This is a genomic window from Porphyromonas gingivalis ATCC 33277, assembly GCF_000010505.1.
Taxonomy (GTDB): domain Bacteria; phylum Bacteroidota; class Bacteroidia; order Bacteroidales; family Porphyromonadaceae; genus Porphyromonas; species Porphyromonas gingivalis.
Genome location: NC_010729.1, coordinates 1130918 through 1151223, shown reverse-complemented (window position 1 = coordinate 1151223; position 20306 = coordinate 1130918). Strand labels below are relative to the sequence as shown.

Here is a 20306-nt window from a genome sequence, read left to right as displayed (position 1 = left end):
GCTAAGCTGCTTGGGAATGCAGACAGCTATGCTGTGGGAGGACTACTTTTTCTGTACTTCGGGTTGGATGAAATCCATGAAACACAAACCGGCCAAAGCCGTACCGTATCGCTTCTCGATCGTGATACCCTCGGTGATGAAGTTCAGCTCTCCGAGGTAGTATTGGCTGTAGGTCTTCTGGTGCAGATCGTTGATAACGCGGATCAGACGGGACTCCAGCTCTTCGATACGGTAGCGTCCGCTAACCTCGCATACGAGGCCTCCGGCCTTCTCGTCGAAATTCTCATCCTTGTACATCCATGCATACACCACTCCGGCCGAAACGAATTCGTCCTGATAGCCGTGCGAAACGGCCATGATCGTTTTCAGTTCAGAACCGAAAGGCGGCAGGTCTATTTCGTCCATTGTGGCCAAATGAGCTGTCGCAGGCAGTACGGAGGAGTAAGTCATGATATTGAAGTCCGAGATCCCGGCGTCGAACAAAGCCATGTGATACGAACCGGCATGCAGTTCCAGATCAGACTCGCCACTACCCTTGGTAATGAAGAAAGTGTTGGGGATGAGATTCCCTACAAGTTTGCTCATTTTGTAATTGTCCTTGATATGTTGTTAGTACTTACACTGTTTCGTCTCGCAAAGATAGGATTATTCCGTCTATATCCGATGAAGGTTTATAGCACTTTTCCCCTTGCAAATCTGCGGAGGGAAGTCCTGTTTTTCTTTATTCGACATAGTGATGAGCCGTTTTGTTCGATCCGGCTTTAGGTGAGAGGGGTTGGATATGTATTGAAAGCACTGTCCTCCCCATGGAAGAATGTCATCCGCATTTCATTAAAAATACGTGCCAAAAAAAGTTTTCAACAACGAAGACGAGTTTGGAATGATTCTAAATAAGCACTTAAAAAGAACCGGATTTTGAGGTGAAAAAGAAGAGAAAACAGGCTCCCTATGATCGGAATCTGCTTTTCCGGAGTTTGGATCACGATTTATATATAAATCATTTTCGATTTGTATATAAAACGATTTCAATTTATATATAAATGGTTTTCAATAAATATATAAATCAAAAGTGATTTGTATATAAATCGTAGCCCAAAAGGCTGCTTTGAGGACCGGAATAAAAGAGGCACCCACCCGAAGTTTGCGACCGAACTCGGGTGGGTGCCTTATATTGCAGGTGGACTGTGCTGTGATTATTCCACTTTATTTTTCATTGAGGTGTACTTTTCTTCTGTGTGTTGCAATCGTATGATATAGGGCAAGATAGGATAAGCCGGAGAGGCCGGTGAAGTGTGTGAGGAGTCGGATACATGTATATATATTTTGCCGTTTGTGTCTTGTAATTATATTCATGCAATAAGGCTTTCGGATGCCATGTATTTTTGCCGATGTAAGCCTTATCGAATACAAAGGTAGAAAAAGAACCGAACAGTGAATTGGCTGATGTCGTTACAGCACTGCCCGACAGTACTGTAGCGAAGGAATCCGAATGAAAATGAGCTACATATAAAAAAAACTGTAATTTTGCATCGTGATAGGCGGGTCTCATCGTTGGTGGAATTCGCAATCACGTTGAGTAATAATTAATGTTTTTAAAACAAGAAAAGAGATGAAAAAAATTCTTGGTTTCGCCATGTTGAGCGTTGCATTGGTTGCTTGTGGCGGAAATAAAAATGAGCAGGATGCTGCTGCCGATAGCGCACGTATTGCTGATTCTATAGCACAGGTAGAGGCTGCGGCTGCTGCCGATGTAGAGCGCTTTGTAGGTACCTATACAGGCCTTATTCCTGCTGCCGATGCAGAGGGATTCGATGTTAAGTTGGTATTGAATGCAGACAGAACTTTTGCTCTGGAAGAAGTAGCCAAGGGTGGAAAAGAAGACGGTTCCGGATCTACGAATAGCGGTGCTTTTACCATTAGTGGCGACACGGTATCTCTTGCAAGGGAAGGAGAAGTTTCTCCTCTTCGGCTTGTGTTGAACGCGACAGCCGATTCGTTGCAGTATGACGGAGTTCAGGATGAAAAGATGGCTCCTTTCTACGTATTGGCCAAGCAGAAATAATCAAGATTGCGAGTGAAAAACCGTCTTAGGCGGTCTGCCCTGATAATGAAAAGGGTTGTGAATATGGTTTTATCCATTGTCACAACCCTTTTTCTTTACAGTAGGATTTTATCAGAGAGAAAAGATCCTATTCCAATCTTTCACTAAGAGGTCTAAGGTCTTTCCGGCATTGGCAGGGCTTGTACTCGGCATGAGCAGGCAACGGACATCCGGTGTTTGGGGAAAATGCTTTCTGAACATTGCTTCTGCTTTTTTTCCGTTGAATGCAATCGTGTGCAATCGTGGATTTCGTTCGATCAGAGAGCGTATGTCATTGGGCTCTTCGTCACAGATCTGAATATCCGCACTTCCCTTGCGAATAGCCGAATGGGCTACATCCCACAGACCGATATGTGCCGAAAGCAATATCTCGGTTCGTTCTGCATAGTCATCGGGTAGGGGTTTTCCCAGCATTTTTGCCATCAAAGGCCAAAAGCGGTTGCGGGGATGAGCATAGTATTGCCCTCTGCGGATAGATTCATCACCGGGCAGACTACCCAATATGAGTATTTCCAGATGCCCGTCTTCGATGGGTGGGAAAGATTGCTTATGCACGGAAGCCATACGAGGGAGAGAGGCTTTACTTTTTGCTGGTCATGATGTTGAGCACAAGGGTATCGGTGGCGTTCATGCCATCCCGGCCTATGCTTGTGAGGTTGTCGATGCTTTGGTCTACATCATCGTCCACGATCCCCTCGTTGCTGGTCACTACCTTTTTCTCCATGGCCAGCAGTGCAGAGAACATGGCGGAGCTGACTCCGCTGGATACTTTCATGCTACAGCTCGGCTTGGCTCCATCGCAAAGCATGCCGGTGATATTGCCGATCATGTTTTTGATGGCAAATCCGATTTGCTCTTTAGTGCCTCCCATCAGATAACAGAGTCCGCAGCTTGATCCCGTTGCAGCCACTACACAGCCACAGAGAGCTGACAGACGGCCGAGCTTCTGCTTGATGTAGATCACCATAAGATTGCTCAAGACCAAAGCCCTTACCGTTCTTTCATGATCGGCCTGCTCGTCTTCAGCAAATGAAAGTACGGGCAATGTGGCCGTAATACCTTGATTACCACTGCCGGAATTGCTCATGACCGTTACCGGAGCACCATCCATACGTGCATCGCATGCCGAGCTTGTATAAGTAAGCATGCGGGTAAGAGAGCTGTCGCCAAGATAGCGGCGTCCCAAAGAACCTTGTATCATTCGTCCTACGGCATGGCCGTAATTGCCCTTCATGGATACTTCGCTGGCATGTCGATTGAGGCGAGCAGCTTCCAAGATGAATTCGATCTCTTCCGTGGGTGTATTCATGGCAAAGTCGTATACCATCTCGAAGGATAGTGTGATCTCCTCCTCCGACTCGGATGATGCACTCTCGTTCTTGTCCGCTGTATCATGCCGGCCATCGATGACGACTTGGCCATTGTGTGCAGCATAGATGATATTGGTATGGATTTTTTCAATGATCGTTGATGCCGATTCGGAACCGGCCGACATATTGATTTCGATATACAATTTGTCTATATCACCCTGTTTGACTGCTACTTGTATAATCTTATCGTCGACGATTTTCTTGGCCTCCTCAAGCTGTTCCGGTGCAATTCCATCGAGCACTTTGAGTTGTTTGGTCGGGTCTGCTACGACGATTCCAAGAGCTATGGCTATCGGTAGTCCGATCATTCCCGTTCCGGGGATGCCTACGCCCATGGCATTCTTGAGTATATTGGGGCTGAGCAGTACCTCTACATGGTCCGGTCGTTGCTCCATGAGCGAAGCAGCTTGAGCAGCAGCAAGAGCAACGGCAACCGGCTCGGTACAGCCTGTGGCCGGAACTACTTCTTTCTTAATGAGACTGATAATTCGTTGTTGGGTTGGTGTATCCATTTTGAACGTGATATTGAAAAGGCTCTTTGGACTGGCCTGTCTTATACTTGATTGTTAATTCTTCTCCTCGGATTCGGTGTCTTTGTGATCCGATGTGTACAATATGGCACTGGTAGCCCCCATCGTAATCACATCGCCATCGTTCAGTCTGCACCATTCTTTTTTGTCCAGAAGACGTCCTCCGACAAAAGTACCTACAAGACTATCGTCATCGGCAATCGAATAAAGAAAAGATCCGTCTTTTTTCGGGGTCACTCGAAGTATGCAGTGGTGTCGTCCCATACTTGGATCACCGGTCAATACTGCAATGTCCACGACCGAGTCTTTGTTGCGACGTCCTATCCCGTTGTCTCCTTCTCTGAGCGCAAATTCTTGCCGATATCCGAATATATTTTCCAATACGACTATGTATCCGCGGCTTCGGTCGAGCTCCTGTGCCAATTCTTGTTCCTCTTGCTCTGTTTTGTGATTGTGCGAGTTGTCGGATTTGCTTACCAGCCGAATGCGCAACTGATGACAACAATGCGGACAGAGCAATGACAAAGAACCGTTTGGCGATGCCTGAGAGAGAGTTTCACGGCTAATCGTGATAGCACCGTCACATTTCGGACAAAAGACTCTTTTCATTAAAAAGACGTTATTTTCTCGTGTGCAAAAGTAATCATTGTTTATGTACCCAAAAAAGAAGAGGTAGCCGCACGAGTTCCTGCACATTCCACTCTCAGGTACAATCGGATATGGAGGTAGGCTTTCTATTCGTTTTTCTTGATTAGCTTTTCCTTGATTATGTATAATACGCGTTGGGAAAAATCCTTCATGCCTTTGTCCAGTAGAAAAGCGATAGAGTATGAGATAAGAGAGAACAAAACCATGTGTTTGAACAAAAATATAGCCCATGGGATGAAAGAAAACGCTTCATCTCGATTAGCTGCACCAAGCAACCAATAAGTAGCAAATCCTGATAAGAGGGTAATAGAGCAGTACAGTATGTATTTCAGATAATATTTGCTGACAGGGATCAACAGGCCGTTTTTGCACAAGAAGTAGGGCTTCCAAATGTGAACTACGAGTATCAGACTGATAAGGACTCCGGATAAAATACCCGATAAAGAAAAGAAATGTCCCAATAAAATAGATAGACCCAAATTGAGAGCGGCCTCAGAAATGGGAGCCCATATATCTCTGAAAAGACCATAAGCAGCCAGGAAATCATCACTGACACGGGTCATACCGGCGAAAGTAATACCGACGATCAAGACGAAAGGAAGTTTTTCCAAAAGATACTCGGAGCCCATCCACAAGACCATAAAACCGTTTCCTCCGATCCATAAACAGTAGGTCGCAATTCCGGCTATAAGCATTCGGCAGGCAAAATACTCTCCGAAAATTTTTAGAATCGATTTTCTTTTTCCTTCAGCAATGAGATTTCCTAAAGTTGGTATGATACCACTGAAAATTGCGACCAAAAGGGAAATTACCCCTGCTACTATAAGCATATAGTTGCCATAGATAGCAACGAGCGTTAAGGTGGTATAAGCATAGATGATTATAGGCGAGGTCTGATTGAGCACATAGCCCGCAACCTTGTGGAAAAAGAGCTGCTTGATCTTTGTCAGGATTTCTCCATACTCCTTATATACTCTTTTCCCGACATAACAGGAGGTTTTGAGCCAAGGATAAGTTTTTCGGACAGAATATTCCAGAAGAAATGCTGTTGCAAAGGCGAATACCAATTCTACCAACAACCAGCCTTTATATCCCCCAATAGAAAAATAGAGTAGAATGATCTGGATAGTAAGTTTCAGAAAAGTCAGACCTTTGGTTATATACGTTATCTTATATTGTTTTTGATCAGCAGATAGAATAATCTGCCTGTAATTGATAAAATAACCCAAAAGAGAAGAAGTCAGGAAGACTAAATAAGTGGAATACGCATACCATAAAGGCAGATCTGTTTTTTGAAATATCCAAGGGAAGAAAAACATAAGAATAGCCCCCACGATAATTATCAAAAGAGCTATATTCCTGTATAACCATCCCTGAACAGATACTATTTCGCTGATATTCTTCCGATTGCCGTCCAGCAGGGGCTTGAACAATGCAAAGGATACGGCAGTTCCGATTCCTAATTCTGATAGGTTCAAAAGCCCTAATAAATTGGTAATCGTCGTATTCAAGCCCAGTATCTCTGTGCCAAGAGAATTGATAAAAACTTTACGAGAAAAAAAAGTAGTTACCAGTATAAGAAGATAAAAAAACAAAGAAACCTTTGTATTTTGCAGGCTATTGGCTGTACGGCTTTTTATATGTGTTCCCATAACAGACCATAAAGATACTACAATACTTTTAAGCCGTATTGGCGCGTGCTAAAAATGGCTGTATCGTACATTCCGCCCTGAAGTGCAAAGGTTTGATACGTTTAGGATATAAAGTTTCGAGGGGTGTTCTGAATGTTTGGTTTTCATCCGATTTCTTTGGGCCGGAAATAAGGGCTGATTCCAACTCCGGAGTCAGCCCTAAATCATTACTTCGTTGTAGTTCAAAAGACTCACTAACTATGGGGTAAAGTACTCATTCTATCGGAGATTTATGAAAAGCAGGGCAAGCTGCTATCGGATTAGCACTGCCTTGCTTTTGTCCTATTTTCAAGGAACCTTTTGCTTTCTTACCACTGTAGGATGTGATAGCTGATACCTACACCGAGATAAGGGCCTACGGCAGGTACAAGGTCTTTCCTTACGAGGTCGTAGCCTGGCATGAAGCCTACACCGGCCTGAATACCGAATCCCCATCTTTTGCGATTGCGATACTTCGTAACGGAGGGGTCGATAAAGCTGTTGAGCTTGCTGAATGTCACGTTTTCGTTCTTACTGCGAGCGATGATCTGATAGTCTTTTGTGAAATAGACTTCGAGCGGAATGTCCAAGTTGTATGTGAATTGTTGTAGACGGATATTGTCCCGATGTATGCGAACGAGGCTGTTGGCATTGATGGTCTGATCGGAGAAGGGGATATTTACCAGACTGTCTAACGTGTATTCGATGATCTTGTCCTGATAAATGGTGTCCACTACGACTACGCCTATATCGGAGCCTGCCAGAATTTTCTTTTGCAGTTTCTTTTGCAAAGACTGGATATTCTCGTACATCTCAGTGTTCAGTTCTTTCAATTCGCTGATAGTGGCGATGAACGATTTCTTTTCCGCATAGAGATTTCCATTGGCATCTTTGAGGTAACGAATGGAGTCCAACGCGGCTTCCACATTGTGCTGAGCGATCCGCAATTTATTACGTACATCTCTATTCCACAAGAAAGAGGTGATAAGCAGTATGGCGAGTACTGCGATGATTGATCCGATGATAATGTTCTTTTTGTTCATATCCTTTTCCGTTTGGTTGATTAATAAGAGTTATCGAATTCTGAATGAAAAATTTCGTTTAGAGAGGTCAAATTAATTTTCAGATCAGCGGTTGTATCCGAAGTGAATCGGGTAATAGTTTTATTGCCACCAATGGGAAATGATGCCGGATAAGGCGAACCCTACAACTTAATTTGTCCATAAGCTTGCCAAGCTTGTTTCCTCTGATGCAAATTTGATGAAAAATAATATGAAAAACAACATTTTGTTAAATAAATTTCTTCTTTACAACTCCGAAGGCTTGGCTTATGGTATTACCGAAATGTTTAGCCGGAATTTGGCCGAATTATTATCCGATAAGATCATGATTGTCTATCCTGATTTCGATCGGGATAGCTTCATCCAAAGTGTTGAAAATCATGTCGTTGGGAAAACATATACCCGGCGAATCCCCATCTTCGCCTCACTGTTGAAAGAGCATCTTCCGGAAGATTACGAGAGGGCTTTGTCCGTTTTGACAGGTATTTTGGGAGAAGAAAACCCCAACGAAACGGGAATGTTTACCCATTACTATTGGATCATGCCTATCGGGAAATTTACCCAAGATTATAGTACACATTGTGAGTTTATAGAGTTTTCAAGAAAAATTGCCCTCCGGTACGATTTCCTTTGCGGGAAGATGGCGGAAGGCAAAAGTGTATGTCGCAGTCAGAAATGACATCCTACAGGAAAGAAGGAATAAGAGGTTGATTTATAGTGCATTATATCTTGAGGAAAGAAAGCTCAAAATGCTCCTGAAACAAACCATATAGTTCGGTCAAACCAAACTATATACTTTGGTGAAACTAAACTATATAGTTTGGTTGAACTAAACTATATACTTTGGTCGAACCAAACTATATACTTTGATAAAGCCAAACTATATACTTTGGTTTGGCCATGGTTTTCAGCCTGTGTGTCAATGTCCAAAAGAGAGTTTTGGAAACAATGCAATTTCCTTCTAAGCGCCTATAACACAATCACTTCTGTCTTTCGTAATTATGTTGATAGGGATTATTGTCTTTCGGCTTTTCTTTTGGAAGATTGTCGAGATAGGGACGGGAGGAAAAGCATCCGATGGGGACAAAAGAAAAAGGTGCAAACTGCATCGACTGCCGGTTTGCACCTTCTTTGGGGGTGGAGTATAGCGGACTCGAACCGCTCACCTCGACACTGCCAGTGTCGCGCTCTAGCCAGATGAGCTAATACCCCATTGGTTTATTGCGCTGCAAAGATAAAGAGTTTTCTCTATTGTCCAAATATCGCACTACCGTTCTTTGCCGAATGTAATGAACTTATTGGCAAGGAAATTGATAATGGTGAAAAAGGCCATTCCTATCAGGTGGTTGTAATACTTGTCGTAGGAGGTGGAGTATTCGTTGAGCCACATCAGAAGTCCGTATTGGAGTGCATAGCATATTACGAACATCAGGATGAATGGTACGAATGTCTGCCTCCAAGAGGTCCGGCTCCGGAATGTCCATTTACGATTCCAAATGAAGCTATTGATGAGTCCTGCTATATAACCGATCAGATTGGCCGGACCGTCTTTCATACCGGCGATTTTGAGTAGCAGGAAGATTACAATCATGGAAATGAGCGTATTGGATACGCCCACGATACCATATTTAATTAGTTGCAGGAAGGTCGTTTTCTTCGGCATATTTCTTCAGGGCTACTTGGGCGCCCTGCGGGGTAAGCAGTTGGGTATTGGTGATGATAAACGTGGTGGACAGAAAGTGGCCGAACTGATTGCACTCGGCGATGAAGGACGAGAAGAAGTTTCGCAGATCATAGTTGATCGGGACGAGGAAGGTCAGGAGCAAATAGTTGTTGTGCATCTCCAGCCGTTCTACTTCACCGGATGCTTTGCCGATACGGTATAGCAACTCCTTCTCTATCAGTTCTTCCTGATAGTGTTCGAAGTCTTGCAGTTTGTCCGTATGGAGAAAGGCCATGAAGCGCATCATGCCATCATGGCCGCCCAGACCACTGGTTATGACCAGCTGCTTCTCGTCTACCAGATCGGATAGGATACCTATGCGAGCTTCCAGCTGGGCCATCAAAGCCCAAGGCCTCATCGAGTCGGGAGCGGATTCGAGATAGCGTTCGATAATCCTGAATACAGTGATGTTGCCAGTGATGGCAAGGCGCAGCAGAGTCATTTTCTTGATGTCGTCCGAAAGTACGGGATCGAACAATAGCTGCTCTGCATCTTGGACTTCGTTCTCGCTAAGCTGTATGCCACGTCTGCGCATCTCTGCTGACAAACGGAAATAAGAGGCTTGCAATTCTATCGGAATAGGCTCATCAAGCTGATGGACGTGTTTGAGAGCTTCTTCCGACAGGCCTTCGAGCGGTGATTGCTGTCTTTCTTCTTCCATGACGATTGAGGGGCAAATATTATACTGTGGCCGTAACCTGTTTAGAAGATCTTTATGGACTTGATAGCCATATTCGATACATCAACTGTCCGGCGTGAGCAATGATAGGCAAAGATTAGACAATGTGCAAGACAAAACGGAACGACGAGAGAAGAATACGAATCTCCTATCTGTTGAAGAATAGTGGATGTACCGTGGGTCTGCTTTCGGCTAATCTCCCCTTGGCATATGCCAAGCATCCATTGACAAAAGTGTATGCGACACTGTGACTGAAGGTGAAGCCTTCGAAAGGAGACCATCCGCAGAGGCTAAGTATATTATCCGCAGATACGGTGTGAGGAGATGACGGATCCACAAGCACCAGATCGGCATAGTAGCCCGGACGAATGTATCCTCTCTTCTCTATGGCGAAGAGAGTGGCCGGTATGTGAGCCGTTTTGCTTACTATTTCTTCGATGCTGAATATGCCTTGATTGCAGAGTTCGAGCAAGGCGAGCAAGGAGTGCTGCACGAGTGGCCCGCCGGATGCAGCCTGCAAGCAACTGCCTTCTTTTTCTCTTAGCAGATGCGGGGCATGATCCGTAGCTATAATATCGATACGTCCATTGCGCACGGCTGCACGAAGGGCTTCCCTATCCGATTCTTTTTTGATGGCCGGATTCCATTTGATCCTGTTGCCAAGTCTGCCGTAGTCGGTATCGCTGAACCACAAATGGTGTACACAGACTTCCGACGTGATTCGCTTTTGTGCTGTGGGTATATCGTTGCGGAAGAGACTCAGTTCTTTCTCTGTCGATAGATGCAGGATGTGCAGACGGGCATTCATCCTCTCGGCCAGCTCCACCGCTTCTGCCGATGAGCGGTAACAAGCCTCTTCACTACGGATGAGAGGATGGAAATGTATGTCCAAATCATTCCCGTATTTGGCTTTGTAGTGCTCTTTGTTGGCTCGGATGATTTCCTCTTTTTCACAGTGCGTGGCGATGAGCAGGTCGCATTCTCCGAATATTTTCTCCAGCGTTTCCTTATTGTCCACAAGCATATTGCCGGTAGATGAACCGAGGAATAGCTTCAGACCGGGTACCAGATGCTTGTCCACCCGTTTGATCTCATCGATGTTGTCATTCGTGCCACCGAAGAAGAAGCCGTAGTTGGCCCATGCCGTGTCTGCACCGATCTGCCTTTTCTCCAGCAGTCGCTCCCACGTTGTGGTAGGAGGATTCGTATTGGGCATATCCATAAACGAAGTGACTCCGCCCGCTACTGCTGCCCGGCTTTCAGAGGCGATGGTAGCTTTGTGCGTCAGTCCCGGCTCGCGGAAATGAACTTGGTCGTCTATACATCCGGGGAATAGCCTCAGACCGCTACACTCTATGACTTCATCGGCGGAGAGATTGTCATCCGCGGGTAGCTCTCCTTCGATAATACGGGAGATAAATGCGCCATCAATCATCACCGAACCGGGGAAGGTTTTTCCCTCGTTGGTGATAAGTGCGTTGCGAAGAAGAATTTTCATCTCTTTCGTACTATTTTCTTTTGGGAAATCCTTTGAATAAGTGCCAGTAGCGTAGCTTGATCACGCCCGTAAAAGCTTCACCGAAAATAGAAGTGTTCATTTTCGACGTTCCCAAAACACGATTGACGAAAGTGATGGGTATCTCTTTCAGGCGAAATCCGAGACAATAGGCCGTGTATTTCATCTCGATTTGGAAAGCGTAGCCCTTGAAATGTACCGAATCAAGATCGATGGCTTCAAGAACTTCGCGGCGATAGCAAACAAATCCGGCAGTCGTGTCGCATATATTCATCAAGGTCACGAGACGCACATATACGGATGCGTAGTAGCTCATCCATACGCGACTTTTAGGCCAGTCCTTGACGCCTCCGCCCGATACATAGCGCGAGCCGATCGCTACATCGGCTTCTCCTCCGGCGCAGGCATTGTATAGATCGATCAACTTGTCTACCGGGTGGCTGAAATCGCAGTCCATCTCGAATATATAGTCATACCCTCGCGCGATGCTCCATTTGAATCCGGCTATGTAGGCCGTACCCAGACCCAATTTGCCTTGTCTCTCGACCAGATGAAGTCTTTCGGGATAGATGGCCTGTTTCTCTTTGACGATCGCAGCCGTTCCGTCGGGCGATCCATCGTCGATTATCAGAATATCGAAAGCTTTGGGTAGAGCGAAGACCGTTTCTATCATTTTGGCCACGTTCTCCCGCTCATTGTAGGTAGGGATAATAACTATACTGTCTGTCATCGTGTACTTTCTCCGAGTTCGTTTGCTGAACATCTAATCGGCATAGCCGGCACTCCTTTGCTACAAAGATACGAACTTTGATATACGCAAACACCTTGTTCCAAAGCTTTTGCACATGGTCCTCATTCCCGAATGAGGCCTTTCGTCAGCTATTTTTCAGTCTGCGATTGATGAAGTAGTGGACAGGATAATAGGCAGCTAAGTAGCTGAGTGTGAATATCGTCAGGAATATGATGACCAGATCCGCTGCATCCATTCTTACCGGATATGCCACCGAACCCAAGCCCATCTGCAGGGTGATCAGGCCATACTGCTGCTGTAGCACACACAAGCCTATACCGATCAGAATGCCGATGGCTGCCCCCGTCATGGAGACGAGCAGTCCTTCTATCCGAAAGATACGAGAGATGGTTTGAGATGTTGCTCCCATTGAGTGAAGCGTATAGATGTCTTCCTTCTTTTCTATAAGGAGCATGGAGAGGCTGCTGACTATATTAAATGTAGCAAGTACAAGGATAAACAGGAGGATCAGGTAGCTCATCCACTTCTCCATCGCTACCAAGTGAGTGATTTCGGGATGCTGTCCGGCCAAATCGAGTACTTGGTAGCTGTCCCTCAGAGTCTCTTTTAAGTGGAGAGCTATTTGCTCTGCATCGCTACCCGTTTGTAGCTGTATGGCCACGGCTTCTGCTTCATGATCCGAATAATCGAGCAGTTTGCGCAGACTGTCTATGGAAAGGATGATGGAATTGTCCTCGGGTTGCAGGCCGGATGCAAATACCGAGGCCACTTGTCCTTGGAGCGACTTGAATGCACCGGCCGGAACAAGTGGATTGATCAGCCCGATACGACGGGGAACAATTACCTCCACAGCTTCTACAAAGCCTGCACCGAGCTGCATTTCTGTTGCGATGGCTGCACCGACATTCAGAGCTGTAGCTCCGGATAGCGTATCCGTAGCGAATGTGCCTGCAAAGACGATGGAGTCTATCTTCACAGTGCGGGGATAGCGATCATCCACACCCATGAGAGAAACAGCCTGCTGTCGATACTTCGTCTTTACAAGACCTTCTCCGGTGAGGATAAAGCTGTACGAACCGATCCCTTCCGCTTCGAGAGCTGTGAGCAGAGTTTTATCATCTGCCTTTATCAGCGAATTGTCTGCCGAACGAATCATAAGAGGGGGATCCGTTACTGCCGAATGCGTCATGATCAGAGCTTCGTACCCATTGAAAATAGAGAGGATACAAACCAAGGCCGAAGAGACCACGCAGACAGCTATCGCTGAAACGAGCGAAACCACATTGACCGCACTGAATCTTTTGCGGGAGAACAGGTAGCGGCGGGCTATGAAAAAAGGGAAGTTCACAACGTCTTGATAAAGAGCGACCGTGTCTTATTGATTGAGCAAACGGTCTATATTCTCCAGATAATCCAGAGAGTCATCTATGTAGAATGTCAAATCCGGTATCTTGCGCAGTTGGGTACGAACTTGCTGCCCGAGGTCATAACGGATCGTCTTTGTATTGTGTTTGATGCTCTCAAGAATCTCGCTGCTCTTCTCGGATGGGAATATACTCAGGTGTATACGTGCGATGCTGAGGTCGGGGCTTACACGTACGTTCGTTACCGAAACTATTACGCCCGGCAGGGATTTCGCATCCCGCAGGAATATCTCGCTGAGTTCTTTCTGGAGCAGTCTTTCTATTTTGCTTAGTCGTTTGTTGTCCATAGTGTGAGTCTGTCTATTCGATGTGTTTGCTTAAGGAGCTATCTGCTGTTCTGTGAGCGCAGTTGTTTGAGTGCTTTGTCTCTTTCGGGCAGTGGCGGATACTTCCCGCCGTACCATGCCGGTTCCCAAGATCCGTAGTTGGGATTGGGCAGCATGATGAAGTGCCGGCCAAACTCCCCGGCTGTCAGGCCCAGAGCCTGTTTGCGTCCGGACTCTTCTTTCGTATTGAAGAAGTGGTGGAAGTCGCCCAAGTTGTCTCCTATGAGCAATACTATTTCATACTGTTCTTGTATTTTGAGCCGACGGGGTTCTTTGTCGGATGGCCCATGGGTCGTAAGCAAATGTTCTTCATCGGCAAAGGGGAATCCGTAACGCTGAAGGTTCTGAAGAGTTGCTTCGCGCAGATTGTCTCTGCGGTTGGTGACGTAAAAGACCTCGATCCCCTTGTTCGCTGCATGGAGGAAGAAAGACAAAGCTCCTGCCAGTGTGTCGGCATCGGCCTGTGCACACCATTTCCCCCAAGTCTCTTCATCATAATCCTTGCCCCTGAGAGCCTGATACACGGAGTTAGGCGTATTGTCCAAAATGGTTTCGTCTATGTCCGTTACGATGGCATAAGGCCTATCTCCTTGTTTACGTTCTGCCGGTAGAGCGTCCACTCTTTCCGTGGCGATGTTGTATGCCTGAATGCAAAGCGCTTGATATTCGGCCGAACGTTGTATCCACGCCGAAGTAAAGAGCTTTCCGCCGAGAGTCCACTGCGGATCCTGTTGGGTTACGGAGCAGCCGCCCAATGTCAGTACAAAGAGGGAGAGGCCGGCAATGATTGTAATTGTCAGATGTCTGCTATTCATATTGTCGAATGGATTTCTTCTGTTTGTGGGGGAGAACTGCATTTCCTGTAGCAAGTTCTGCAGAGGGGACTGTATTCGTTCAGTTCGCCCAGCATCACTTGCTGATCGCCTTGGACACGACGGAAAGAATAGCTGGCCAATCGGCCGCATTCCACACACACGGCATGAACTTTGGTCACGGAGTCGGCTATGGCACACAAGCCCGGCATAGGTCCGAAAGGCTGACGTCGAAAGTCCATGTCCAATCCGGCGATCACAACGCGAACACCCTGATCGGCCAATTGCTGGGCTACTTCCACAAGACCCTCATCAAAGAACTGGGCTTCGTCTATCCCCACCACATCCACTTGGGAGGATAGCAGCAGTATATTGGCCGAATTGTCCACGGGGGCGGAAGCGATAGCATTCTTGTCATGCGAAACGACATCCGTTTCGTCGTAGCGTATATCGATGGTCGGCTTGAATATCTCCACCGTCTGGCGCGCTATCTTAGCTCTCCGCAGACGGCGTAGCAGCTCTTCCGTCTTGCCACTGAACATGGAGCCGCATATCACTTCGATACTTCCCCTGCGAATACTGTCGGCATGGTTGTTCTCTATTTCGTAATCCATCGGTCTGAAATTGATTCCGACCGTAAAGGTAGAGGTTTCCCCTTGAAGAGGTTATAAGGAATATACGAAAATGAGGCTGAGCAGGGGCGGTCTCTTTTATGATGACGATTTTACTGCAAGACACTTTTCAGAGTTTGATCAGCCCGAAAGCCGCAGCACTCAGCAAGGCCACTCCTATTATTATATAGAAGATACGTGCGCCTCGCTTGCCGAAGGCATTGATCCAAATGCGTGCGCCTCGGCTGCTCAGTAGCCAATTCGGACAGAGCAGAGCAGTCAGTAGCGAAACCAGACCGACTATGGCAAAAAGGATGAGATAGAAGTCCCGAATGACGAACGACATCGGAGCAGGCATTAGAATGTAAGCCTGCGCTTGCCGTCTTCCAGCTCTTCGATTCGGACATGAACCGTATCGTTCGGGAGTATCGGCTCCAGAAGCTCCGGCCATTCGATAAAGCAGAGACTACCGCTATCGAAATAGTCTTCTACACCCAGATTCAGGGCGTTTTCTATCTTGTTGAGCCGGTAGCAGTCGAAGTGATAGATCAGTTCGCCCGTCTGATCCGAGCGGTACTCGTTGATAATCGAAAAGGTGGGGCTATTGATAACGTCCGAGACACCCAGCTCCTCGCATACGGCTTTGATGAAAGTGGTCTTGCCCGTACCCATCGGAGCATAAAAGGCAAAAACGGTATTGTCGCCCATCAGCGCAATGAAGTCGCGTGCTGCGCGGCCGAGGTCGGACGTGCTATCGATAGTGATCGTATTCATGTATGAAGTATTTACTTGGGTTGCATCGTAATTACGGGCACAAGCATCTCTTCGAGCGATATGCCTCCGTGCTGGAATGTATTGCGATAGTATTGTACGTAGTAGTTGTAGTTATTCGGGTAGGCGAAGAAGTCATCCTCTTTCGTGAAGATGAATTTGTCCGAGAGGTTGTTATGGGGCAGCCCTACACTTGCAGGATCTTTGATCTCGAATACTTCTTTCGGGTTGTAGTCGAGGTTCTTACCTATTTTGTATCTGAGGTTGGTATTGGTACTTCTGTCCCCGATCACTTTGACGGGATTCTTCACCTGAATAGTACCATGGTCAGTGGTCAATACCACTTTATAACCCATTTCGGCAATGCTGCGGAAGAGATTGTAGGTAGTCGAATGCTTGAACCAGCTTTTCGTCAGCGAGCGATAGGCTGCTTCGTTGGATGCCAGCTCTCGAATCATCTTGCTATCAGTACGAGCATGCGACATCATGTCCACGAAGTTCAGGACTATCACATTGAGTTGGTTCTGCGACAGTGACCGGATTTGTCCCAGCAGCCGTTCGCCGAACTTGGTCTCATATACCTTATTGTAGGAGAAGCTGTAGTGCTTGCGGTAGCGTTCGATCAGCGTCCGGATCATAGGCTCTTCGTTGAGATTCTTACCCTCTTCGCTCTCTTCGTCCACCCAGAGGTCGGGAAACATCTTTTCTATCTGCAGCGGCATCAGGCCGGAGAAGATGGCATTGCGTGCATATTGGGTCGCTGTCGGCAGGATGGACAGGTACATATCTTCTTCGAAGGTGTAAAACTCGCTGAGCATGGATTTCACGCTCTCCCACTGGTCCTGCCGAAAGTTGTCTATGAGGATGAAGAATACCTTTTCGCCATTGTCGAGTAGGGGGAATACCTTTTGTTTGAAAAGATCCGGGCTCATCGTCGGACGTGTATCCGGCTTGGCAATCCATTCCCGATAGTTTTGTGTGACGAATCGGGCAAAGAGACGGTTGGCTTCCTGTTTCTGCATTTCGAGGAGTTCGCCCATCTGCCTGTCGGCTTGTTCCAGTTCTATCTCCCAGAATACGATCCGGCGGTACAGTTCTTTCCATTCTTCGAAGGAGAGCTTACCACTCATCTGCGCGCCAAGTTGGACGAACTCTTGCCGGTAGTTCGTGTTAGTGGTTTCGCTGATGATACTGTGCTGCTGCAGGTTTTTTTTGAGCGACAGGAGGAGCTGATTCGGATTCACCGGTTTGATGAGGTAGTCCGCTATCTTTCCCCCGATGGCTTGTGTCATGATATGCTCCTCTTCGCTTTTCGTTATCATGACGACGGGTGTGTAGGGTTTCAGCTCTTTGATCTTCTGCAAAGCATCCAGTCCGCCGATGCCGGGCATGTTCTCATCGAGGAATACGATGTCGAAGTCGTTATTTTGCAAGGCTTCTATGGCATCGTTTCCACTAAGCACGGGTGTTACCTGATACCCTTTCTGTTCGAGAAATAGAATGTGCGGTTTGAGCAGGTCGATCTCATCATCGGCCCATAGTACGGTATACGGTCTCATGTTTTTTTCCATAGTTATGTTCTTCTCTATTTAGTATAGGGTATAACGGAAGCGGCAGGTTTAATGTTGCAGGTGAATGATGCTTTTCCTGCTGCTGTGTCCTATCGGCCGAAGATATGTTCGTTTTTCCTCCAAGGAACGACGGTACCGAGTGAGGTCTTCAGGAGTTCTTCGCCATTGTAAATGGCAAAGCATCGATTGGCCGGGATACCGGACAGCTCCGCCCATTTGATCATGCCTTTGAAATAATCGGACGAGTAGGTTGCTCCCGATTTAATCTCATAGGCGTATTGGTCTGATCCGATAGTCTGTATCAGATCGATTTCATTTCCGGCTGTATCTCTCCAGAAGGTCAGATTGGGCTGTTCGCCCTTGTTGTAGGAGTGTTTTACAAACTCATTGATCACAAGATTCTCGAACAAACCGCCCCGCAGGAAATGAGTGGGAAGCTGTTCTACGGTTTGTATACCCAAGAGGGAACAAGCCAGTCCCGTATCGTAAAAGTATAGTTTCGGGGTCTTGACCAAACGCTTGGTGTAATTGTTGTGATCGGGTTGGATGCGATAGGCTATATAGCTTGCTTCCAGGAGCGATAGCCATGCCGAGGCAGTTGTCTGCGATATACCGCATTCGTTGGCCAATGATTGGAGGCTGAGCAACTGACCTATCCGACCGGCACAAAGTTTCAGGAAGAGAACGAATTTGCTCAGTTCGCCTATATTCCGTAGTTGTCTGACATCGCGTTCGACATAGGTCTGGATATAATACGGGTAATAATCCACAGGTGCAATACCCTTGTCGTACAACCTCGGATATGCACCACGGAAAATAACCTCGTCCGTCGAATGGGGCAGGATATTGCCTGCACGCATCTCATCTTGTGCAAAGGGTAGCAATCGGAGGACGGCTGTACGTCCGGCCAGCGTCTGTGTGATGTTTTCCATCAATAGGAAGTTGTGTGAGCCGGCCAGAAGATACATGCCTTCCCTGTCCTCCTTGTCCACATGAGACTGCAGATAGGAGAAAAGCGAGGGCACGCGCTGCACTTCGTCGATGATCGTACGATCGGGGTAGGTAGACAGGAATCCACGGGGATCTTCTGTGGCGAACAGACGCATATCCATCTCTTCGAGCGAAACGTAGCGATAGTCTGAGAATACTGTCCTGAGAAGAGTGGATTTGCCCGACTGTCGGGGGCCGGTAAGAGTTACGATCGGGTACTTCCGGCTCATGTCCGAAAGCTTATTGGTTATCGTTCGTGGGATCATCGTTTTGTTGTTTTCGCGAAGCTAAAAATAAACGTACAGTTTTGCAAGGCTTCAATCGTGAAAGTAGTCGTACAGCTCTTCGTAGTAGTCTTCGTAGTCATTGAGGGGTTCGCGCTCATCGTCTTGATCCGCTTTTTTCTCGCCTTCATCCGGTGTGGGAGAGGGGGTGTCGGAGAATCGGCCTGTGTCGCGATAGATGATCATGCGATTGTCGTAGTCGTAATTCAGTATGTCCGTTACAGGGCGATCGGGATCGTAGTTGAGCCAATACTGCTCTTTCGTCGCTTTCGCTCCGCTGTCCGATTCTTTGTCGGCACTGCACAAGCGAAAGAGGAGGACGCAGTTGAGGAGGACGACGATTGCTCCCCAGACTATTCGCTTGCGACTCGGTCTCCTTTCTCCCGGTGGCTGCCTCTGCTCTTGCTGCTTTCGTCGGTTCATTGTTTGCCTATTCTATCGATTCACTGTTTTGCGATGTGGGTTCAGGCAGGACGTATACCTTGTGCGAGCAGAGTCCGCGTGTCGCCAATTTACCTTCTTGTACCCAGCGGTTCAGTTCCCTTGTAGCACTGTGTTTGAGCAGGCCGGATAGTGTGCTGTACTCGGCTATCCGAATATATCCTCTGTGGCGGATGTGCCCTGCCGCCAAGCGATAGCGTTCTTCCTCGTCTGCTTTGGGGCAGGATTGGCCGAAGCTCGGACCGCGTTTCACACTCATGCTGCGCATCCGTCGTTTGGCTTGCGGTGTGGAACGGAAATTGATATCCACGGCTTGGACGGAACCGGATCGGATTTCCTTTTTGTCTCTTACTCCGCGCGATTTTACTTTGGCCGATAATGTGCCGATATTGCCCAGCCGGAAGCTATAACCCGAAGCCAGATACTCGAATATCAACTCCTCCATGGCTATCATCAGTCCCGTGATGTCGCCGGAGCTGAAGGACGACCTGTCCGAAATGTCCCGACAAAGGTCCTCGGTGGTGTACTGCCGTTGGATGATAGCTTGAGCAAATAACCGTCCTTCCGCCTCTTCGGGTTCATTTTGGTCGGGACGTGGCGGCATCTTGCGGAAATTATACAGGATCGACATAAGCGAAATAGGGTAGGGTTGTTTTGTTTTCGATACGGACTTGTCAGCATCTGTTTGTCTTCAGTCCCCATAGCGGTGATAATTTTCTACACTGATATAAGGGCGAAACTTAAGAGAAATAGAGCTTCAAGTACTAATGATTAAGTTGCAAATATAGAACTTTTTGTCAAAATTTCAATTGAAATTCTGGAGAATCTCATAGGAAGTTTCATAGAATCACAAGTGAGTTTCTTATAGTACTCCATTGTTATTCTAATAAAAAGTAGCCATGTAATACTATATTGTTATGTGTAATAAAGATTGATTCGAATTGCTTTTATGCTTAATAACAAGACGGGTAGCCGCAAGTATTCAAAGAGAATGGACAGACTACAACTTTATGAATCGAAAAAACTG

At 46.9% G+C, this 20306-nt stretch carries 22 protein-coding genes and 1 tRNA gene; 2 read left to right on the top strand and 21 right to left on the bottom strand.

Annotation, left to right across the window (positions count from 1 at the left end; translation table 11 throughout):
- Positions 1-42 precede the first annotated feature (42 nt).
- Positions 43-585, bottom strand: a complete 543-nt coding sequence (locus tag PGN_RS04975) for a pyruvoyl-dependent arginine decarboxylase (protein WP_004584135.1) — start codon at positions 583-585, stop codon at positions 43-45.
- Positions 586-1609: 1024 nt separating this feature from the next.
- Here PGN_RS04975 and PGN_RS04970 point away from each other — a divergent pair.
- Positions 1610-2062, top strand: a complete 453-nt coding sequence (locus PGN_RS04970; RefSeq protein WP_012457976.1) for a copper resistance protein NlpE N-terminal domain-containing protein — start codon at positions 1610-1612, stop codon at positions 2060-2062.
- A 111-nt stretch (positions 2063-2173) separates the two neighbouring features.
- Here the strand turns inward: PGN_RS04970 and PGN_RS04965 are convergent, their stop codons facing one another.
- The 5 genes from PGN_RS04965 to PGN_RS04945 all read right to left on the bottom strand — a co-directional run bounded on the left by PGN_RS04965 (position 2174) and on the right by PGN_RS04945 (position 7362).
- A complete protein-coding gene (locus PGN_RS04965) occupies positions 2174-2665 on the bottom strand; it encodes a DNA-deoxyinosine glycosylase (protein ID WP_039417209.1) in 492 nt (163 codons plus the stop codon).
- Between the two features lie 16 nt (positions 2666-2681).
- Positions 2682-3983: a serine dehydratase subunit alpha family protein gene (locus tag PGN_RS04960; protein WP_012457974.1), complete on the bottom strand. Its 1302-nt coding sequence runs from the start codon at positions 3981-3983 to the stop codon at positions 2682-2684.
- A gap of 54 nt (positions 3984-4037) precedes the next feature.
- Complete coding sequence (locus PGN_RS04955) at positions 4038-4610, bottom strand: FHA domain-containing protein (protein WP_005875195.1); 573 nt, start codon at positions 4608-4610, stop codon at positions 4038-4040.
- 125 nt (positions 4611-4735) lie between these two features.
- Complete coding sequence (locus tag PGN_RS04950) at positions 4736-6301, bottom strand: lipopolysaccharide biosynthesis protein (RefSeq protein WP_012457973.1); 1566 nt, start codon at positions 6299-6301, stop codon at positions 4736-4738.
- A 347-nt stretch (positions 6302-6648) separates the two neighbouring features.
- A complete protein-coding gene (locus PGN_RS04945; protein WP_004584145.1) occupies positions 6649-7362 on the bottom strand; it encodes a hypothetical protein in 714 nt (237 codons plus the stop codon).
- 229 nt (positions 7363-7591) lie between these two features.
- On the opposite strand from PGN_RS04945, the gene PGN_RS04940 reads away from it, so the two are divergent.
- Positions 7592-8059: a hypothetical protein gene (locus PGN_RS04940; protein WP_230493617.1), complete on the top strand. Its 468-nt coding sequence runs from the start codon at positions 7592-7594 to the stop codon at positions 8057-8059.
- A 459-nt stretch (positions 8060-8518) separates the two neighbouring features.
- Here the strand turns inward: PGN_RS04940 and PGN_RS04935 are convergent.
- The 15 genes from PGN_RS04935 to PGN_RS04865 form a co-directional block, all read right to left on the bottom strand.
- A tRNA-Ala gene (locus PGN_RS04935) sits at positions 8519-8592 on the bottom strand.
- A 55-nt stretch (positions 8593-8647) separates the two neighbouring features.
- A complete protein-coding gene (locus PGN_RS04930) occupies positions 8648-9043 on the bottom strand; it encodes a GtrA family protein (protein WP_005875177.1) in 396 nt (131 codons plus the stop codon).
- Positions 9009-9764: a hypothetical protein gene (locus PGN_RS04925; RefSeq protein ID WP_004584150.1), complete on the bottom strand. Its 756-nt coding sequence runs from the start codon at positions 9762-9764 to the stop codon at positions 9009-9011. The genes PGN_RS04930 and PGN_RS04925 overlap by 35 nt, the downstream gene beginning before the upstream one ends.
- Positions 9765-9930: 166 nt before the next feature.
- Positions 9931-11280: a dihydroorotase gene (locus PGN_RS04920; protein WP_012457969.1), complete on the bottom strand. Its 1350-nt coding sequence runs from the start codon at positions 11278-11280 to the stop codon at positions 9931-9933.
- A gap of 10 nt (positions 11281-11290) precedes the next feature.
- Positions 11291-12028 carry a polyprenol monophosphomannose synthase gene (locus PGN_RS04915; protein ID WP_012457968.1) on the bottom strand — a complete coding sequence of 246 codons (738 nt, stop codon included), beginning with the start codon at positions 12026-12028 and terminating at the stop codon, positions 11291-11293.
- 145 nt (positions 12029-12173) lie between these two features.
- Complete coding sequence (locus tag PGN_RS04910; RefSeq protein WP_012457967.1) at positions 12174-13397, bottom strand: FtsX-like permease family protein; 1224 nt, start codon at positions 13395-13397, stop codon at positions 12174-12176.
- A gap of 27 nt (positions 13398-13424) precedes the next feature.
- Entirely contained in the window at positions 13425-13760 is a 336-nt protein-coding gene (gene rbfA / locus PGN_RS04905) for a 30S ribosome-binding factor RbfA (protein WP_005875201.1), read from the bottom strand.
- A 38-nt stretch (positions 13761-13798) separates the two neighbouring features.
- Entirely contained in the window at positions 13799-14614 is an 816-nt protein-coding gene (locus tag PGN_RS04900) for a 5'-nucleotidase, lipoprotein e(P4) family (RefSeq protein WP_012457966.1), read from the bottom strand.
- Positions 14611-15225 (bottom strand): thymidine kinase, encoded by a 615-nt coding sequence (locus tag PGN_RS04895; RefSeq protein WP_012457965.1) that lies wholly within the window; start codon positions 15223-15225, stop codon positions 14611-14613. The genes PGN_RS04900 and PGN_RS04895 overlap by 4 nt, the downstream gene beginning before the upstream one ends.
- A gap of 127 nt (positions 15226-15352) precedes the next feature.
- Positions 15353-15580, bottom strand: coding sequence for an immunity 17 family protein (locus PGN_RS04890; RefSeq protein ID WP_012457964.1), 228 nt, complete (start codon positions 15578-15580; stop codon positions 15353-15355).
- Positions 15580-15996, bottom strand: coding sequence for a tRNA (adenosine(37)-N6)-threonylcarbamoyltransferase complex ATPase subunit type 1 TsaE (gene tsaE / locus PGN_RS04885; RefSeq protein WP_012457963.1), 417 nt, complete (start codon positions 15994-15996; stop codon positions 15580-15582). The genes PGN_RS04890 and tsaE overlap by 1 nt, the downstream gene beginning before the upstream one ends.
- Positions 15997-16007: 11 nt before the next feature.
- Entirely contained in the window at positions 16008-17564 is a 1557-nt protein-coding gene (locus PGN_RS04880) for a PglZ domain-containing protein (RefSeq protein WP_012457962.1), read from the bottom strand.
- A gap of 89 nt (positions 17565-17653) precedes the next feature.
- Positions 17654-18820, bottom strand: a complete 1167-nt coding sequence (locus PGN_RS04875) for an ATP-binding protein (protein ID WP_012457961.1) — start codon at positions 18818-18820, stop codon at positions 17654-17656.
- Between the two features lie 51 nt (positions 18821-18871).
- Positions 18872-19261: a hypothetical protein gene (locus PGN_RS04870; RefSeq protein ID WP_012457960.1), complete on the bottom strand. Its 390-nt coding sequence runs from the start codon at positions 19259-19261 to the stop codon at positions 18872-18874.
- A gap of 7 nt (positions 19262-19268) precedes the next feature.
- Positions 19269-19910: an HU family DNA-binding protein gene (locus tag PGN_RS04865; RefSeq protein ID WP_039417201.1), complete on the bottom strand. Its 642-nt coding sequence runs from the start codon at positions 19908-19910 to the stop codon at positions 19269-19271.
- Between the last annotated feature and the right edge of the window lie 396 nt (positions 19911-20306).

Excerpts from the sequence above, each read along its gene's own strand:
- PGN_RS04970 (WP_012457976.1), top strand. The coding sequence starts at position 1,610 with ATGAAAAAAATTCTTGGTTTCGCCATGTTGAGCGTTGCATTGGTTGCT.
- PGN_RS04945 (WP_004584145.1), bottom strand. The coding sequence starts at position 7,362 with ATGAACAAAAAGAACATTATCATCGGATCAATCATCGCAGTACTCGCC.
- rbfA (WP_005875201.1), bottom strand. The coding sequence starts at position 13,760 with ATGGACAACAAACGACTAAGCAAAATAGAAAGACTGCTCCAGAAAGAA.
- PGN_RS04895 (WP_012457965.1), bottom strand. The coding sequence starts at position 15,225 with ATGGATTACGAAATAGAGAACAACCATGCCGACAGTATTCGCAGGGGA.
- PGN_RS04965 (WP_039417209.1), bottom strand. The coding sequence starts at position 2,665 with ATGGCTTCCGTGCATAAGCAATCTTTCCCACCCATCGAAGACGGGCAT.
- PGN_RS04880 (WP_012457962.1), bottom strand. The coding sequence starts at position 17,564 with ATGGAAAAAAACATGAGACCGTATACCGTACTATGGGCCGATGATGAG.
- PGN_RS04890 (WP_012457964.1), bottom strand. The coding sequence starts at position 15,580 with ATGCCTGCTCCGATGTCGTTCGTCATTCGGGACTTCTATCTCATCCTT.
- tsaE (WP_012457963.1), bottom strand. The coding sequence starts at position 15,996 with ATGAATACGATCACTATCGATAGCACGTCCGACCTCGGCCGCGCAGCA.
- PGN_RS04900 (WP_012457966.1), bottom strand. The coding sequence starts at position 14,614 with ATGAATAGCAGACATCTGACAATTACAATCATTGCCGGCCTCTCCCTC.
- PGN_RS04920 (WP_012457969.1), bottom strand. The coding sequence starts at position 11,280 with ATGAAAATTCTTCTTCGCAACGCACTTATCACCAACGAGGGAAAAACC.
- PGN_RS04915 (WP_012457968.1), bottom strand. The coding sequence starts at position 12,028 with ATGACAGACAGTATAGTTATTATCCCTACCTACAATGAGCGGGAGAAC.
- PGN_RS04975 (WP_004584135.1), bottom strand. The coding sequence starts at position 585 with ATGAGCAAACTTGTAGGGAATCTCATCCCCAACACTTTCTTCATTACC.
- PGN_RS04925 (WP_004584150.1), bottom strand. The coding sequence starts at position 9,764 with ATGGAAGAAGAAAGACAGCAATCACCGCTCGAAGGCCTGTCGGAAGAA.
- PGN_RS04930 (WP_005875177.1), bottom strand. The coding sequence starts at position 9,043 with ATGCCGAAGAAAACGACCTTCCTGCAACTAATTAAATATGGTATCGTG.
- PGN_RS04870 (WP_012457960.1), bottom strand. The coding sequence starts at position 19,261 with ATGAACCGACGAAAGCAGCAAGAGCAGAGGCAGCCACCGGGAGAAAGG.
- PGN_RS04940 (WP_230493617.1), top strand. The coding sequence starts at position 7,592 with ATGAAAAACAACATTTTGTTAAATAAATTTCTTCTTTACAACTCCGAA.
- PGN_RS04955 (WP_005875195.1), bottom strand. The coding sequence starts at position 4,610 with ATGAAAAGAGTCTTTTGTCCGAAATGTGACGGTGCTATCACGATTAGC.
- PGN_RS04960 (WP_012457974.1), bottom strand. The coding sequence starts at position 3,983 with ATGGATACACCAACCCAACAACGAATTATCAGTCTCATTAAGAAAGAA.
- PGN_RS04950 (WP_012457973.1), bottom strand. The coding sequence starts at position 6,301 with ATGGGAACACATATAAAAAGCCGTACAGCCAATAGCCTGCAAAATACA.
- PGN_RS04865 (WP_039417201.1), bottom strand. The coding sequence starts at position 19,910 with ATGTCGATCCTGTATAATTTCCGCAAGATGCCGCCACGTCCCGACCAA.
- PGN_RS04875 (WP_012457961.1), bottom strand. The coding sequence starts at position 18,820 with ATGATCCCACGAACGATAACCAATAAGCTTTCGGACATGAGCCGGAAG.